Raw genomic sequence first — 14,332 nt, 5'->3', positions numbered from 1 at the left:
GGGTAAAGGGGTGGTCAAGAGTGGATGCGCCGACGCTAGCATGATGACAATCGTTTTCAGTAATTGATGTGACGCAGATCGCGGAGCGCCGGGACCAGCGCGATCTGCATCGATGTCGCCGCCGTCGCCTTCGCCTTCGCCGCGAACGCCCAGGGATGGTCGGTCAGTCCGACCCGGGCGTACATCAGGATCAGGGTGGCGTTCTGGGCGATGCCGAAGCCGGCCTCGAAGTGCGCCGATCCCGCGACGGCGGCAAGTGGGCTGCCGGTCGCCGTGCCGGTGGCCGTGTCGGCCCGTCGGGCCCGCGGGCTGGGTGAACAGGGTCGCCGCGATCACTTGGGACAGTGAACCGGCCGCAGTCGGCAGGAAGGTGACCAGGATCCCGGCGGACGTCGTGGTGGTGCCGAACGCGAGGGCGGGGCGCAGCAGGGCGCCCGTGCGCGGGCCGCGGACCACCTCGACCGGCTGCCCGGTGCTCGTGCCGCGGTCCGGCAGGCCGAACGACGAGAGGGCCGCGGCGAGTGCGGCACCCCGCCGACGACCGCGATGGCCCCGAGTCCCGCGTGCCCGGCCGGCCACGGCCCCGACGGCACGCCGGACGCCACGCCCACTACGGCGAGACCCTCACCCCGGCGCTCGGCCGGGATCAGCGTCGCGGGCAGGGCGTCGCCCGCGACGATGGTGAGCGGGAAACCCAGTCCGCGCACCAGACACACGGCCCCGATCCACACGATGTCCCGGCAGGCGGTGAGCGCCAGGGCCGGGGCGCCGAGCAGGATCGGAACAGACCGGTGATCAGGCCCCCCGGTACTTCGTCGAGGGCGGTCGCGGACCTTCCCGGCGCCGGCTGAGTCACCCCGTCCCGTGGATGCCGACCCGGATCGCCGCGGCGGCGTCGGGTGCGATCCAGGTGGGCCGGTACTCCGGCTCGCTCCACACGTGCCCTCCCGACACCCACACACTGTGCGCGCCGATGCCGATCGCGCCCCGGATGTCCGCGTGCGGTGAGTCGCCGATCACGCGGGCGTCGCGCAGGGAGGCTCCGGCGGTAGCGGCGGCTGCCTCGAAGATCTCCGGGGCGGGCTTCTTGTGGCCGACGGCCTCGGAGACCACCCATGAGTGGACCAGCCGGTCCAGGCCGGTGCTGCGGATCTTCGTCTCCTGCTGGAGCACGCGGCCGTTGGTGACGATCACGCATGTCCAGCCGTTCGCGCGGGCCCCGATGAGGGCGCGGCGGGTGGCGTCGGGCAGGACGACGCGCTCGGCCACGCCGTCGTCGAGGAGTCGCCGGACGGAGCTCTCGGGGAGGCCGTAGCGCTCGATCATGGACCGGGCCACGTCCTGGCGCGGCGTGTAGCCGCCGGCGTCGAGGGTCGTCAGCCAGTCGAGTTCGGTTTCGGGCAGCGCGTGTTCGGTCAGGAACCGCGACGCCGCCTCACGGAACGCGGCATCGCGGTCGACCAGGGTGTTGTCGAGGTCGATCAGCAGCAGGGGCACGGGTCATTCCCCGAAGGCGAGGCGCACTCCGAAGGCGGCGATGATCGTGCCGGTGACACGGTCCAGGACGCGGCGGGCCGACGGGCGGCGCAGGGTGTCCCGGAGGGTGCGGGCGAAGAGGATCAGGACGCCCGACCAGATCACGCCGAGCGCGATGTGCACGCCCGCCAGCAGGGTGCCGGCCGCCAGGTGCGCCGCCGCGCCGCCCTCCGGGACGAACTGCGGCAGGACCGCCATGTAGAAGGCGCCCACCTTCGGGTTGAGCAGGTTCGTCAGGGAGCCCTTGCGCCAGCCGCCCCAGAAGCCGCCATGGGTGTCCGCTTCCTCCGCCGGCCCGGCGTCCCCGCCCCGCCGCCGCAGCGTCGCCCACACCATGCGGGCGCCCATCCAGACCAGGTACGCGGCGCCCGCCCAGCGCAGCACCGTGTAGGCGAGGTGGGACGCGGTCAGGACGGCGGTGACGCCGAGCGCGCCGAGCACGCCCCAGACGAGGGTGCCGGTCTGGATACCGAGGACGACGCCCCACGCGCGCGTGCGGCGCCCCGTGACGGCGGTACGGAGTATGAGGGCGGTGTCGATGCCCGGAGTGAGGGTCAGCAGGCCCACGATCAGTGCGAAGGAGCCCAGTGCGGAGGCAGTGATCATGCGAGCACTGTAGAGGCGGAAGCTGTCGGCTTCCCCTTCTTTCTGCCCGAATCCGGGCAGGGGGGTGTCAAGGGAGGGGGCCTCCGGTGCCTCCGGCGGGCTCTAGAGTCGCGCTCCCTTCAGCGCCATGTGCAGCAGCAGCCGGTCCTCGCCGTCGTCCAGGTCCAGACCCGTCAGCTGTTCCACCCGGGACAGCCGGTAGTAGAGGGTCTGGCGGTGGATGCCCAGCTCCGCGGCCGTGCGCCCCGCCTGGCCCGCGCGGTCGAGGTAGACCTCGGCGGTGCGCGCGAGCTCGCGGTGGGCGGGGGAGAGCAGCGGTCGTACGGCGGGATCGTGGGCGGTGTCCGCGGGCAGCGAGGTCAGCAGGCGGTACGGGCCGATGTGCGACCACTGCGCGACCGGGCCGAGCGCCGGCTCCGCGAGGGCCGCGCGGGCCGCCGCCGAGGCTTCCTGCCAGGACGTCGCCAGCTCGGCGAGACCGGTGCGGGGTTCGCCCACGCCGGCCGCCCGGACCCCCTCACCCAGCAGCCGTTGCGCCGCCGCGAGCGCCGGCGTCCGCACCTCGGGCGACCGCAGCCGGACGAGCACCGCGAGGCTCTGCGCGGTCGTGCCCCACGGAACCGTGCACAGCGCCGTCGTGTGCGGCACCGTACGCGCGGACGGCGCGTCGTCCGGGTCGGCGGAGGGCCACGGCGCGACACACACCACCGCGTGCGGCCCGTCGCCGCGCGGTCCGAGCGCCGTACGCAGCGCCGCCACCGCCATGTCCCCCTGCCAGCCCCGCTCGGCGGTCAGCACCGCCCGCAGCTCCCTGCTGAGATCCGCCCCGTGCTGCGCCTCGTCCGCGAGGAGCGCGCCGATTCGGACCGTCACCTCCATGGCGGCGGCCAGCTGGGCCTCGGTGGGCCCGGGATCGGACTCCAGCAGCCAGACGTATCCCAGGACGACACCCCGATGGCGTACGGGAAGACAGATCCGTCCGCGGTGCACCCCCGCCTCGGGGGTCGGCGGGATACGGACGGGGCCGGTCGCGCGGGTGATGCCGAAGCCCTCGAACCAGGTCCGGACCGCGGCTGTCGAGCGGCGGGTCAGGATCGAGCGGGCGCGCACCGGGTCCAGCGCCGACGGGTCGAGGTCGCCCTCACTGTCGTAGGCCCCGAAGGCGATCAGCTCGAAGTCGCGGTTCTCCAGGGTCGCGGGCACCCCGAGAAGCTCGGAGAGCTCGTCGACCAGCTCCTGGTAGTCACCGGCTCGACTGGACGACGCGGCATCGGCTGTCACTCGGGCATTCTCCCGCACAATCCCGGCCCTTCATACATCTGTCTGAGATCTGCGGCACGGATGCGTGACAGCTGTCGATGGCCGACGATCGGAGGGATCCTTAGGTTTCACGGTGGTTCTATCTGCTGGTTTGTGGAGGTGCCCCGTGCTGGGTCCCGTGATTCTTGCCGCGTCGCGCAGCGACCGGATGCGACGTCTGATCTCGGCGGCGCCGGTGACCAAGCAGGTCGTCGACCGCTTCATCCCCGGCGAGACGGTCGACCAGATCGTGCCGATCATCAGGGACCTGACCGACCGGGGCCTGGAGCTGACGATGGACGTCGTCGGCGAGGACATCACCACCCCCGAACAGGCCGAATCCGCCCGGGACGCGTACCTCCTGCTCATCGACCGGCTCAGGGAGATGGACCTCGGCACCCGCGCCGAGATGTCCGTGAAGCTGTCGATGTTCGGACAGGCGCTGGAGGGCGGCCACGAACTCGCCCTCGCGAACGTCCGGCCCGTCGTCGAGGCCGCCGCCGCCATCGGGACGACCGTGACGCTGGACGCCGAGGACCACACCACCCTCGACTCGATGTTCGCCATCCACGAGGAGCTGCGGAAGGACTTCCCGCAGACCGGCTGTGTCATCCAGGCCTACCTCTTCCGCACCGAGGCGGACGCCCGCCGCCTCGCCGCGAGCGGCAGTCGCGTACGGCTCGTGAAGGGCGCCTACAAGGAGCCCGCCGAGGTCGCGTACCAGCAGAAGCACGAGATCGACAAGGCGTACGTGCGGATCCTCAAGGTCCTCATGGAGGGCGAGGGGTACCCGATGATCGGGTCCCACGACCCGCGGCTGATCTCCATCGCCCAGGAACTCGCCCACCGGGCCGGGCGCAAGCTCGACGAGTACGAGTTCCAGATGCTGTACGGCATCCGCGGCGACGAACACCTGCGCCTCGCCGCCGAGGGTCACCGCATGCGCGTCTACACCGCCTACGGCACCGACTGGTACGGCTACTTCATGCGGAGGCTGGCGGAGAAGCCGGCGAACCTGCGTTTCTTCGCCCGCAGCATGATCAGCAAGGGCTGAGCCCGCACCCCCGCTCGCGCGACACTCGCTCGCACACGCCCCGCCCCCACACCCGCTCGCAACACCCGCTCAGAACAAGGAGCTACGGATCTCATGGACGCTGTGACCCAGGTCCCCACCCCCGTCAACGAGCCGGTGCACGGCTACGCCCCCGGCTCGCCCGAGCGCGCCCGCCTCGAGGCCAAGCTGAAGGAGCTGGCCGAGAACCCGATCGACCTGCCGATGACCATCGGCGGCGAGAAGCGGCTCGGCGGCGGCGACGCCTTCCAGGTCGTGCAGCCGCACAACCACAAGGCCGTGCTGGGCACTTACCGCAACGCCACCCGGCAGGACGCGCAGGACGCGATCGACGCGGCCCTCGCCGCCGCGCCCGCCTGGCGCGCGATGTCCTTCGACGACCGCGCCGCGATCATCCTGCGCGCCGCCGAACTCCTCGCCGGACCCTGGCGCGAGACCCTCGCCGCCTCCACCATGCTCGGCCAGTCGAAGACCGCCCAGCAGGCCGAGATCGACACCCCCTGCGAGCTCGTCGACTTCTGGCGCTTCAACGTCAAGTACGCCCGCGACCTGCTCGCAGAGCAGCCCCCGGCGAACTCCCCGGGCGTCTGGAACCGCCTCGACCACCGCCCGCTCGAAGGCTTCGTCTACGCGATCACGCCGTTCAACTTCACGGCGATCGCGGGCAACCTGCCGACGGCCCCGGCCCTCATGGGCAACGTCGTCGTCTGGAAGCCGTCCCCGACGCAGACCCACGCCGCCGTGCTGCTCATGCGGCTCCTGGAGGAGGCCGGGCTGCCCAAGGGCGTCATCAACCTCGTCACCGGCGACGGCATCGAGGTCTCCGAGGTCGCCCTGGTCCACCGCGACCTCGCCGGCATCCACTTCACCGGTTCCACCAAGACCTTCCAGCACCTGTGGAAGACCGTCGGCGCCAACATCGAGAAGTACCGCGCCTACCCGCGGCTCGTCGGCGAGACCGGCGGCAAGGACTTCGTCGTCGCCCACCCGAGCGCGGACAAGGCGATCCTCAAGACCGCGCTGACCCGCGGTGCCTTCGAGTACCAGGGCCAGAAGTGCAGCGCGACCTCCCGGGCCTACATCCCGGCGTCGATCTGGAACAGCGGCTTCAAGGAGGAGTTCGCGGCCGAGGTCGACTACCTCACCATGGGCGATGTCACCGACCTCGCCAACTTCATCGGCGCCGTCATCGACGAGCGCGCCTTCGCCAAGAACAAGGCCGCCATCGACCGCGCCAAGGCCGACCCCGACTGCACGATCGTCGCGGGCGGTTCGTACGACGACTCGGTCGGCTACTTCGTCCGCCCGACCGTGGTCGAGTGCAGCGACCCGTCGAACGAGGTCTTCACCACCGAGTACTTCGGCCCGTTCCTCGCCGTGTACGTCTACGAGGACGACGCCTACGACGAGATGCTGACCCAGATGGAGTCGGTGTCGGACTACGCGCTGACCGGCGCGGTCATCTCCTCCGACCGCGCGGCGGCGGCGTACACCATGGACAAGCTGCGCTACGCGGCCGGCAACTTCTACATCAACGACAAGTCGACCGGTGCCGTCGTCGGCCAGCAGCCCTTCGGCGGCGGCCGCGCCTCCGGCACCAACGACAAGGCCGGCGCCCCGCAGAACCTGATGCGCTGGACCCTGACCCGCGCCATCAAGGAGACGCTGGTCCCGCCGACCGACTACGCGTACCCGCACATGGGCTGACGGTAGATCAGAGCGCGGGAGGGGCCGGGTAATTCACTCGGCCCCTCCCGCGGTTTTGGCAACACTGTCGAGCATGACGGTGACGACGGACGACGGGGTGGAACTGTGGGCCGCACGGCAGGGGCGGGGCGAGCCGCTCGTGCTGTGCCACGGCGGGCCCGGGCTGTGGGACATGTTCGAGGACGTGGCCGGGTTGCTCGACGACCGTGCCACGGTGATCCGCTGGGACCAGCGCGGCTGCGGCCGCTCGCAGCGCTCCGCGGGCCCTTGGACGTCGGCGCGTTTCGTGGCCGACCTGGACGCGGTACGGCTCCACTTCGGCCTGGCGCGGATGACGCTGCTCGGTCATTCCTGGGGTGCGCAGCTGGCGTTGAGCTATGCGCTGACCCATCCCGAGCGGGTCGCCGGGCTGGTCTACGTCGCCGGGACGGGCATCGACCCGGTGTCCTCCTGGCGCGCGCCCTTCACGGAGAACTTCGACGCACGCCTCGGTGAGGTGCCCGAACGGCTGGCCCGTTGGCGGGAGTTGCCGGACGGCGACCGGGAGAAGGCGGTGCTCCAGTGGTCGATCGAGTTCGAGGACCGGGAGCGGGCGCTGGAACACGCCGGACGCATGGCCGATCCGTGGTTCGGGATCAACTTCGAGTGCAACAAGGCTCTGGGCGCCGAGACGCGACAGAGCTGGGGCACCGCGTCGCTGTACGACGCCTGCCGGGCCCTGGATGTGCCCGTGCTGATCCTCGACGGCGCGCGGGACGCCCGGCCGCGCTGGTCCGTCGACTCCCTGGAGCGTGCGCTGCCCCGGGTGCGCCGAGTGGTCCTCCCGGCTGCCGGGCACCTGCCGTGGGTGGAGGAACCGGAGGGATTCCGCGAGGCGTTCAGGTCGTGGGCAGCCGCCGGGCCAGGAAGTCCCGTATGAGCGTGGCGATCTGGCCGGCGTGGGTCTCCAGGGCGAAGTGGCCCGTGGGCAGGAGGTGGATCTCGGCCTTCGGCAGATCGCGCTGGTAGGCGAGGGCGCCGGCCGGGACGAAGATCTCGTCGTGGGCGCCCCAGACGGCCAGCAGGGGGACCTGGCTGGTGCGGAAGTAGTCGTGGAAGGCGGGGTAGAGGGCGAAGTTGGAGCCGTAGTCGGAGATCAGGTCGAGCTGGATCTCCGACTGGCCGGGGCGGGCGACACGGGCCGCGTCGTGCTCGTACGCGTCCGGGCTGACGAGGTGCCGCAGGTCCTCCGGAACCCCGTGCAGGTACTGCCACTTGATGCCGTCGGGCGAGTAGATCTCACGGACCGGTGCCTCGGTCCGCGGGGTGCGCTCGGCGATGAGCGCGAGCACGGGGGCCCAGGCCTCCTGGCCCAGCCCCTCCTCGTAGGCGTTGCCGTTCTGCGTGACGATCGCCGTCACGCGCTCGGGGTGCGCGAGGGCGAGCCGCAGCCCGATCGGGGCCCCGTAGTCCTGGATGTACAGGGCGTACTCCGTCAGCCCCAGCCGCTCGGTGAACTCGGCGGTGATCTGCGCGAGTTCCGCGAAGGTGTACGGGAAGTCGGAGGCGTCCGGGGCCGACGAGCGGCCGAAGCCGATGTGGTCCGGGGCGATGAGGCGGTAGCGGTCGGCGAGCAGGGGGATGAGGTCGCGGAACATGTGCGAGCTGGTCGGGAAGCCGTGCAGGAGCAGGAGGACGGGGGCGTCGGCGGGGCCGGCCTCGCGGTAGTGGATGTCGAGGCCGCGGACGGTGGTGGTGCGGTGGGCGGTGGTCATGACGCCTAACCCCTGACTGTCTGTTTGATGGTTAGGCGATTTCAGCATGAGGCACCTTAACCAGTCAAGTGGACTTTAGAGGTTAGGTGAGAGTCATCGGGACTGGCTGCGCTGTCATGCGAAGGCGCAGGTCAGAGCTGTGTGACCCACCGCACCGTCTCAGATAGTAGGAAGTCCGAGTAATTGTGGAGACAGACAGAGCCTCCTCCTCTAGCTTTGTAGAAGCCGAACGTCTCGCTCGATCAAGCGAATGGCGGTCGTGAGCCGGGCCCGATGCAGGCAACCCCTGCGGCCCTTGCTCCCCGCCCTTTCCGGCGTCTCGAAACCCCCTTCCGCACTCCAGGAATTCGAAGGAGTCGATTTCTCATGGCCGAGACGACCGCCCGCCGTCGAGTCCGTCACACCTCCCGCACCAGCGAGTCCGACCGCAAGAACGCCGCGGCCGCCCTCCAGCGCGCCCTCGACCGCCGTGACAACGGCGGCTCGACCGGCCACTGAAGGCCCGGCCCACCCATTTACCGGGAGCCGCACCCGCCGGGGTGCGGCGCGGGCTCATGTCCCGCGCCGCACCTCGAAATGGTCGATCCGGTCGCCGTTCTGCGCCAGCGCCGACACCTTGAGCCTCGGCGCCGTACCGCTCTCCGCCTCCACCTGGAGGAAGGAGAAGCCCCGGTAGCGCACCCGCGACCACTCCACGGTCTCCTTGTCCGCGGCCCGTGACTTCGTCCACCGGAAGGTGTCCACGGACTCGCGGTCGCGCACCTGCCCCTCGTAGCTCTCCTTCACCCCCGCCGGGAAGCCGTACAGGTCCTTGCCGCCGCCTCCCGCGGTGACGTACACGGTCCCGTCCCGTGTCGGGTCGGTCGACGCGCCGATCGGCACCGGCCTGCCGACCGCGTCCCCCTTGATGGCGTCCGTGCGCTCGTAGACATGGTTGTGCCCGTTGATCACCAGGTCCACCTGGTGCTTCTCGAACAGCGGCAGCCACTCCTCGCGCACCCCGCCGTCGGAGGCGTGCGAGGAGGTCGAGTAGGCGCAGTGGTGGAAGAAGACCACGACGAAGTCCACCGACCGCCTGAGCTCGCCCAGCTTCCCGTCCAGCCACGCCGTCTGCTTACCGCCCGTGTAGCCGAGGTTGGCGGGGATCTCGTACGACACGTCGTTGGCGTCCAGCGCCACGAAGCCGACGTTGCCGTAGGTGAACGCGTACACGCCCGGCGCCGAGCGCGGGTCGAAGCCGCTGTCCGGGAGGGACCAGCGGGCGAGCTGGCCGCCGTAGCCGTCGGGGGAGTACCAGGCCTCCATGTCGTGGTTCCCGGTCGTCACCATCCACGGCACCGACCGCGCGACCTCCTCGTTCTGCTTGAGGAACAGGTCCCAGTACGAGGGGTCGTAGCCGTCCGACTCCTCGCCGCGGCCGTTGACGTTCGCGTAGCAGATGTCGCCCGCGTGGAGATGGAAGGCGGGGTCCTGGCGCAGCAGGATGTGGTCGTTGGCGGCCGCGGCCTTGCTGACGCCCTGGTCGCCGAAGGCCGTGAAGACGAACTTCTCCGGGCCCGCCGGGGCCGTGCGGAAGGACGCGATGGTGGAGCGGTGGGCGGCGGCGGCCGGGTCGAGTCCGTCGTGGCCGACGCCGTAGTAGTACGTGGTGCCGGGGCGCAGACCGTCCAGGGCGGCGTGCAGGTAGTACTGGTCCAGCGCCGCCCGGATGCCCGTGACGCCCGGGGTGTGCAACGCGCGGACCTCGGCCTCGATCCGGCGGCTCAGGTCGTCGGGGCGGGTGCCGATCCGGACGTACGGCTTCTTCACCGCGAGCGGGACCTGCCAGGAGATCCGCATCTGCGTCTTCGGATCGGCGCCGAAGGCGAGATGCCGGCCGAACGGGGCGACGACCGAGCCGTGCACCTTGGCCGCGGCGGACGGGGAAGCGGTCCTGCGGGAGGAGGGTGAGGGCGGGTCTCCCGCGCAGCCGCCGGTCAGCAGGCCGCCCGCCACCGCGCCGGCCGTCACCAGGGCGCGGCGCCGGGACAGCTTCGTGCGCAGGTACTCGTACTGCTCGGCCATGCTCATCCGGCGCGCGAGCCGCGGCGGGATGCCGACGTCGGGAAGGTCCATGCCGGTGAAGTTCCCAGCGGATCCCAACAGCCGCCATACATACGGGTGAACGCCAGTCGAAGGGCTGACGCCCAGGTGCGTGCGGCTGTCCGTATGGCGGACATGCCGTGTCATCCCATGGGACGCGGGAGTAGGGTGCTGTGCATGTCTCGCAGCATCAATCTCGCAGTGATCCCGGGTGACGGCATCGGCCAGGAGGTCGTGGCCGAAGGCCTGAAGGTCCTCTCCGCCGTCCTTCCGCAGGATGTGAAGCTGGAGACCAAGGAGTACGACTTCGGCGCCAAGCGCTACCACGCCACCGGTGAGACCCTCACCGACGCCGACGTGGACGCGCTGAAGCAGCACGACGCGATCCTCCTCGGTGCCATCGGCGACCCCAGCGTCCCCTCCGGCGTCCTGGAGCGCGGCTTCCTGCTCAAGCTCCGGTTCCTCTTCGACCACCACGTCAACCTGCGGCCGAGCAAGCTGCTGCCGGGTGTCGAGACCCCCCTCAAGGGCGAGCCCGCCATCGACTTCGTCGTGGTCCGCGAGGGCACCGAGGGCCCGTACACCGGCAACGGCGGCACCATCCGCAAGGGCACCCCGCACGAGGTCGCCACCGAGGTCTCCGTGAACACGGCCTTCGGTGTCGAGCGTGTCGTCCGCGACGCCTTCGCCCGCGCCCAGGCCCGCCCCCGCAAGAAGCTCACGCTGGTCCACAAGAACAACGTGCTCTCCTTCGCGGGCCACCTGTGGACCAACGTCTTCAACACGGTGGCCAAGGAGTTCCCCGAGGTCACCACCGACTACATCCACGTCGACGCGGCCACGATCTACCTGGTCACCGACCCGGCCCGGTTCGACGTGATCGTCACCGACAACCTCTTCGGCGACATCATCACCGACCTCGCCGCGGCCGTCTCCGGCGGCATCGGCGTCGCGGCGAGCGGCAACATCAACCCGTCCGGCGAGTTCCCGTCGATGTTCGAGCCCGTCCACGGCTCGGCCCCCGACATCGCGGGCCAGGGCAAGGCCGACCCCACCGCCACGGTCCTGTCCGTCGCGCTGCTCCTGCGTCACCTCGGCTACGAGGCCGAGGCCGCCCGGATCGACGAGGCGGTCTCCGTCGACCTCGCCGAGCGCACCGGCAAGCCCGCCCGCAGCACGTCGGAGACCGGCGACGCGCTCGCCGTACGAGTAGCCGGCTGACCCGCGGCACTCACAGCACCACTCGAAGCCGCCGGGTCGCATCCGCACCCGGCGGCTTTCCTTATGTCCCCGCCGGGTGCCACCATCATCCCCCGGGTCGCATTCACGCCGTTTTCGTCCACGGTTCCGTCGCGCGATAATCGAACGCGGAGCCGCGGAATGAGGGAATGCTCGGACGTCCTAACACTGGCAACTGACAGTAAAGGGCGTGAGCGCGGCCCGTCACACACAACCGGTGAAGGACAACCACTCATGACGACGCCCACGATCGAGCTCAAGCCCTCAGCCTCGCCACTTTCCGACGCCGAGCGCGCCGCGATCCTGGCGAACCCCGGGTTCGGCCGCCACTTCACCGACCACATGGTCGTCATCAAGTGGACCGAGGGCCGCGGCTGGCACGACGGCCAGCTCGTGCCCTACGCCCCGCTCCAGCTCGACCCCGCGACGATGGTCCTGCACTACGCGCAGGAGATCTTCGAGGGCCTCAAGGCCTACCGCCAGCCCGACGGGACCGTCGCCACCTTCCGTCCCGAGAAGAACGCGGAGCGCTTCCAGCGCTCCGCGCACCGCCTCGGCATGCCCGAGCTGCCGGTCGAGACGTTCATCGAGGCCTGCGACGCCCTCGTCCAGCAGGACCGGGCCTGGGTCCCGGCGCACGGCGGCGAGGAGTCCCTCTACCTCCGCCCCTTCATGATCGCCACCGAGGTCGGCCTGGGCGTCAAGCCCGCCAACGAGTACCTCTTCCTGGTCATCGCCTCCCCGGCCGGCGCCTACTTCCCCGGCGGCGTCAAGCCGGTCTCCATCTGGCTCTCCGAGGACCGCGTCCGCGCCGTCCCCGGCGGCATGGGCGACGCGAAGACGGGCGGCAACTACGCGGCCTCCCTCCTCGCCCAGGCCGAGGCCGCCGCCAAGGGCTGCGACCAGGTCTGCTACCTCGACGCGGTCGAGCACCAGTGGATCGAGGAGCTCGGCGGCATGAACCTGTACTTCGTGTACGGGGACAGGATCGTCACCCCCGCGCTGACGGGCTCGATCCTGGAGGGCGTCACCCGCGACTCCCTCCTCCAGGTCGCCCGCGACCTCGGCTACGAGGCCGAGGAAGGCCGCGTCTCCATCGACCAGTGGCAGCGCGACGCCGAGAACGGCACCCTGACCGAGGTCTTCGCCTGCGGCACCGCCGCCGTGATCACCCCCGTCGGCACGGTGAAGCGCGCGACCGCCCAGTGGCAGCAGTCCGGCGGCGAGCCGGGCCAGGTCACGCTGAAGCTGCGGCAGGCCCTGCTGGACATCCAGCGCGGCACGGCCGAGGACAAGCACGGCTGGATGCACAAGCTGGGCTGACCCCCGCCCGCCGACGCCTCCCGGGGCCCGTGTCTGCAAGGCAGGCACGGGCCCTGTCCCGTTGTGGGATGGTGTGGGGAGTTGTATGGAGCGTCCGACGGGGGGTGGCGCGTCCATGGACGTTCTCGATTTCCAGGCCGAGATCACGGCCACCGAGCACGGTGTCTACGAGGTGACACTGCGCGGACCGGACGGGGCGGAGACCTCGTCCCGCACGCGCCTGTCCCTGCCCCCGGACCAGCTGCGCGCCCTCGTCGCCCGCATCCCCGACGCCGTCATCGCCTCCTCCGCACGCGTCCGCCGCAGCGCGAGCCCCGACGAACAGCCCGTCCAGCTCCTGGGCCGCGCCCTCTACGAGACCCTCACCGCCGGAGACGGCCGCGCCCTGCTGGCCGCCGCCCGGCACACAGCGGCCCGCGCGGAGGCGCAGCTGCGGTTGGTGCTGCGCGTCAGGCCCCCCGAACTCGCCCTCCTGCCCTGGGAGTTCCTGTACGACGCGGCCCACAGCGGCTATGTCTGTACGACCACTCCACTGATCCGGCACCCGCAAGTCGCCGTGCCACAGCGCCCGTTGCGGGTCGCCCCACCCCTTCGGGTGCTCTGCATGATCGCCCGCCCGGGGGACCAGGAGACCCTCGCCGTCGAGGCCGAACGGCAGCGGCTCGGCGCGGCGTTGGAAGGGCTGCGGCGCGACGGGCTGATCGAGCTCGACTGGGTCGGCGGCGAGACCTGGCGCGAGCTGAAGTCGGCTCTGCGGCGGGGGAGCGGGCCCTGGCACGTCTTCCACTTCATCGGGCACGGCGGCTTCGACCGTGCGGCCGGCGAAGGCACCCTCGCCCTCGACGACGGCGCCGGCGGCACCTACCAACTCGGCGCGGAGAACCTCGCGATGGTCCTCCAGGGCCACTCCTCCCTGCGGCTCGTTGTCCTCAACGCCTGCGAGACCGGCCGCGCGAGCTCGGCGGACCCCTTCTCCAGCGTCGGCGGCGCTCTGATGCGGGCCGGGCTGCCCGCCGCGCTGGTCATGCAGTACCCCATCTCCGACCAGGCGGCCGTCGAGTTCAGCCAGAGCTTCTACGAGGAACTCGCGCAGGGCCGCACCGTCGACGCGGCGGTGACCGAGGCCCGCCAGTCGGTCCGGCTGGCCCTGCCCGGCACCCTGGAATGGGGCACGCCGGTGCTGTACATGCGCTCGCTGGACGGCATGCTCTTCGCCATCGGCCAGGCACCGGCGCCGGTGGCGCGGGCCACCCAGGTCGGTGACCTGTACGTCCAGGGGCTGGCCGCGCTCTACACCCACCGGTGGAACGACGCGGTGGCGGCGTTCCGCGAGGTGCTCGCCGAGCGGCGGGACTACGAGAACGCGGCGGCCAAACTCGAAGAGGCGTTGCGCGGACGCCGGTTGGACCACCTCTACACGGCGGCGCTGGGAGCGGCCCAGGCCGGACAGTGGGCGGACGCGGCGGCCCATCTGACAGTGATCCTCGCGGAGGACCCGGACTACCGGGACGCCCGCGAACGCCTGGAGACGGCTCGTACACGGAGCGAGGTGGCGTCCCTGAGAGCGGAGGCACGCTCGCTGCACGCGGCCGGGCAGTGGGAGGCGGTACTCGCGGTCGGGGAGCGACTGGCGGCGCTGGTACCGCAGGACGCGGATCCGGACGGCGTGGTGGGGGAGGCGCGGCGGCGGGCGGAACCGCGGACGGGGACGGAA

13 protein-coding genes are annotated in these 14,332 nt (G+C 71.1%); 7 read left to right on the top strand and 6 right to left on the bottom strand.

Features of this window, described 5'->3' with window-relative positions:
* Positions 1-56: 56 nt before the first annotated feature.
* The 4 genes from HLK59_RS52045 to HLK59_RS25620 form a co-directional block, all read right to left on the bottom strand.
* Positions 57-185 (bottom strand): hypothetical protein, encoded by a 129-nt coding sequence (locus HLK59_RS52045; protein ID WP_277349525.1) that lies wholly within the window; start codon positions 183-185, stop codon positions 57-59.
* 667 nt (positions 186-852) lie between these two features.
* A complete protein-coding gene (locus HLK59_RS25630) occupies positions 853-1,497 on the bottom strand; it encodes an HAD family hydrolase (protein ID WP_171143859.1) in 645 nt (214 codons plus the stop codon).
* A 3-nt stretch (positions 1,498-1,500) separates the two neighbouring features.
* The gene (locus HLK59_RS25625; protein WP_171143858.1) at positions 1,501-2,142 is read right to left on the bottom strand and encodes a LysE family translocator; all 642 of its coding nucleotides are present in this window, start codon (positions 2,140-2,142) and stop codon (positions 1,501-1,503) included.
* Between the two features lie 102 nt (positions 2,143-2,244).
* Positions 2,245-3,441: a helix-turn-helix domain-containing protein gene (locus HLK59_RS25620; protein ID WP_171143857.1), complete on the bottom strand. Its 1,197-nt coding sequence runs from the start codon at positions 3,439-3,441 to the stop codon at positions 2,245-2,247.
* 127 nt (positions 3,442-3,568) lie between these two features.
* On the opposite strand from HLK59_RS25620, the gene HLK59_RS25615 reads away from it, so the two are divergent.
* The 3 genes from HLK59_RS25615 (at position 3,569) to HLK59_RS25605 (ending at position 7,139) form a co-directional block, all read left to right on the top strand.
* Positions 3,569-4,495: a proline dehydrogenase family protein gene (locus HLK59_RS25615; protein ID WP_171143856.1), complete on the top strand. Its 927-nt coding sequence runs from the start codon at positions 3,569-3,571 to the stop codon at positions 4,493-4,495.
* Between the two features lie 93 nt (positions 4,496-4,588).
* Positions 4,589-6,220 carry an L-glutamate gamma-semialdehyde dehydrogenase gene (gene pruA / locus HLK59_RS25610; RefSeq protein WP_171143855.1) on the top strand — a complete coding sequence of 544 codons (1,632 nt, stop codon included), beginning with the start codon at positions 4,589-4,591 and terminating at the stop codon, positions 6,218-6,220.
* Positions 6,221-6,293: 73 nt separating this feature from the next.
* Positions 6,294-7,139, top strand: a complete 846-nt coding sequence (locus HLK59_RS25605; RefSeq protein WP_171143854.1) for an alpha/beta hydrolase — start codon at positions 6,294-6,296, stop codon at positions 7,137-7,139.
* Here the strand turns inward: HLK59_RS25605 and HLK59_RS25600 are convergent.
* Entirely contained in the window at positions 7,099-7,974 is an 876-nt protein-coding gene (locus HLK59_RS25600) for an alpha/beta fold hydrolase (RefSeq protein ID WP_171143853.1), read from the bottom strand. The genes HLK59_RS25605 and HLK59_RS25600 overlap by 41 nt on opposite strands.
* A 366-nt stretch (positions 7,975-8,340) precedes the next feature.
* On the opposite strand from HLK59_RS25600, the gene HLK59_RS52040 reads away from it, so the two are divergent.
* Positions 8,341-8,472, top strand: coding sequence for a hypothetical protein (locus tag HLK59_RS52040; RefSeq protein WP_020121043.1), 132 nt, complete (start codon positions 8,341-8,343; stop codon positions 8,470-8,472).
* A 54-nt stretch (positions 8,473-8,526) separates the two neighbouring features.
* On the opposite strand, the gene HLK59_RS25595 is transcribed toward HLK59_RS52040, so the two are convergent.
* Positions 8,527-10,089 (bottom strand): metallophosphoesterase family protein, encoded by a 1,563-nt coding sequence (locus tag HLK59_RS25595; RefSeq protein WP_171143852.1) that lies wholly within the window; start codon positions 10,087-10,089, stop codon positions 8,527-8,529.
* Between the two features lie 144 nt (positions 10,090-10,233).
* Here HLK59_RS25595 and HLK59_RS25590 point away from each other — a divergent pair, with 144 nt between their 5' ends.
* From HLK59_RS25590 to HLK59_RS25580, 3 genes are all read left to right on the top strand, one after another.
* Positions 10,234-11,277 (top strand): 3-isopropylmalate dehydrogenase, encoded by a 1,044-nt coding sequence (locus HLK59_RS25590; RefSeq protein ID WP_171143851.1) that lies wholly within the window; start codon positions 10,234-10,236, stop codon positions 11,275-11,277.
* Between the two features lie 252 nt (positions 11,278-11,529).
* The gene (locus tag HLK59_RS25585; RefSeq protein WP_171143850.1) at positions 11,530-12,618 is read left to right on the top strand and encodes a branched-chain amino acid aminotransferase; all 1,089 of its coding nucleotides are present in this window, start codon (positions 11,530-11,532) and stop codon (positions 12,616-12,618) included.
* A gap of 115 nt (positions 12,619-12,733) precedes the next feature.
* A partial coding sequence (locus tag HLK59_RS25580; RefSeq protein ID WP_171143849.1) for a CHAT domain-containing protein occupies positions 12,734-14,332 on the top strand: 1,599 nt, incomplete at its 3' end.

Source organism: Streptomyces sp. S3(2020), assembly GCF_013044505.1.
Lineage (GTDB): Bacteria > Actinomycetota > Actinomycetes > Streptomycetales > Streptomycetaceae > Streptomyces.
Note: the sequence above shows the minus strand (reverse complement) of the source record. Positions and strands in the feature narration are given on the sequence as shown.

What these genes read in the sequence shown, in the direction of transcription:
- HLK59_RS25600 (WP_171143853.1), bottom strand. Translation starts at nt 7,974, where the DNA reads ATGACCACCGCCCACCGCACCACCACCGTCCGCGGCCTCGACATCCAC.
- HLK59_RS25590 (WP_171143851.1), top strand. Translation starts at nt 10,234, where the DNA reads ATGTCTCGCAGCATCAATCTCGCAGTGATCCCGGGTGACGGCATCGGC.
- HLK59_RS52045 (WP_277349525.1), bottom strand. Translation starts at nt 185, where the DNA reads ATGTACGCCCGGGTCGGACTGACCGACCATCCCTGGGCGTTCGCGGCG.
- HLK59_RS25585 (WP_171143850.1), top strand. Translation starts at nt 11,530, where the DNA reads ATGACGACGCCCACGATCGAGCTCAAGCCCTCAGCCTCGCCACTTTCC.
- HLK59_RS25595 (WP_171143852.1), bottom strand. Translation starts at nt 10,089, where the DNA reads ATGGACCTTCCCGACGTCGGCATCCCGCCGCGGCTCGCGCGCCGGATG.
- HLK59_RS25625 (WP_171143858.1), bottom strand. Translation starts at nt 2,142, where the DNA reads ATGATCACTGCCTCCGCACTGGGCTCCTTCGCACTGATCGTGGGCCTG.
- HLK59_RS25605 (WP_171143854.1), top strand. Translation starts at nt 6,294, where the DNA reads ATGACGGTGACGACGGACGACGGGGTGGAACTGTGGGCCGCACGGCAG.
- HLK59_RS52040 (WP_020121043.1), top strand. Translation starts at nt 8,341, where the DNA reads ATGGCCGAGACGACCGCCCGCCGTCGAGTCCGTCACACCTCCCGCACC.
- pruA (WP_171143855.1), top strand. Translation starts at nt 4,589, where the DNA reads ATGGACGCTGTGACCCAGGTCCCCACCCCCGTCAACGAGCCGGTGCAC.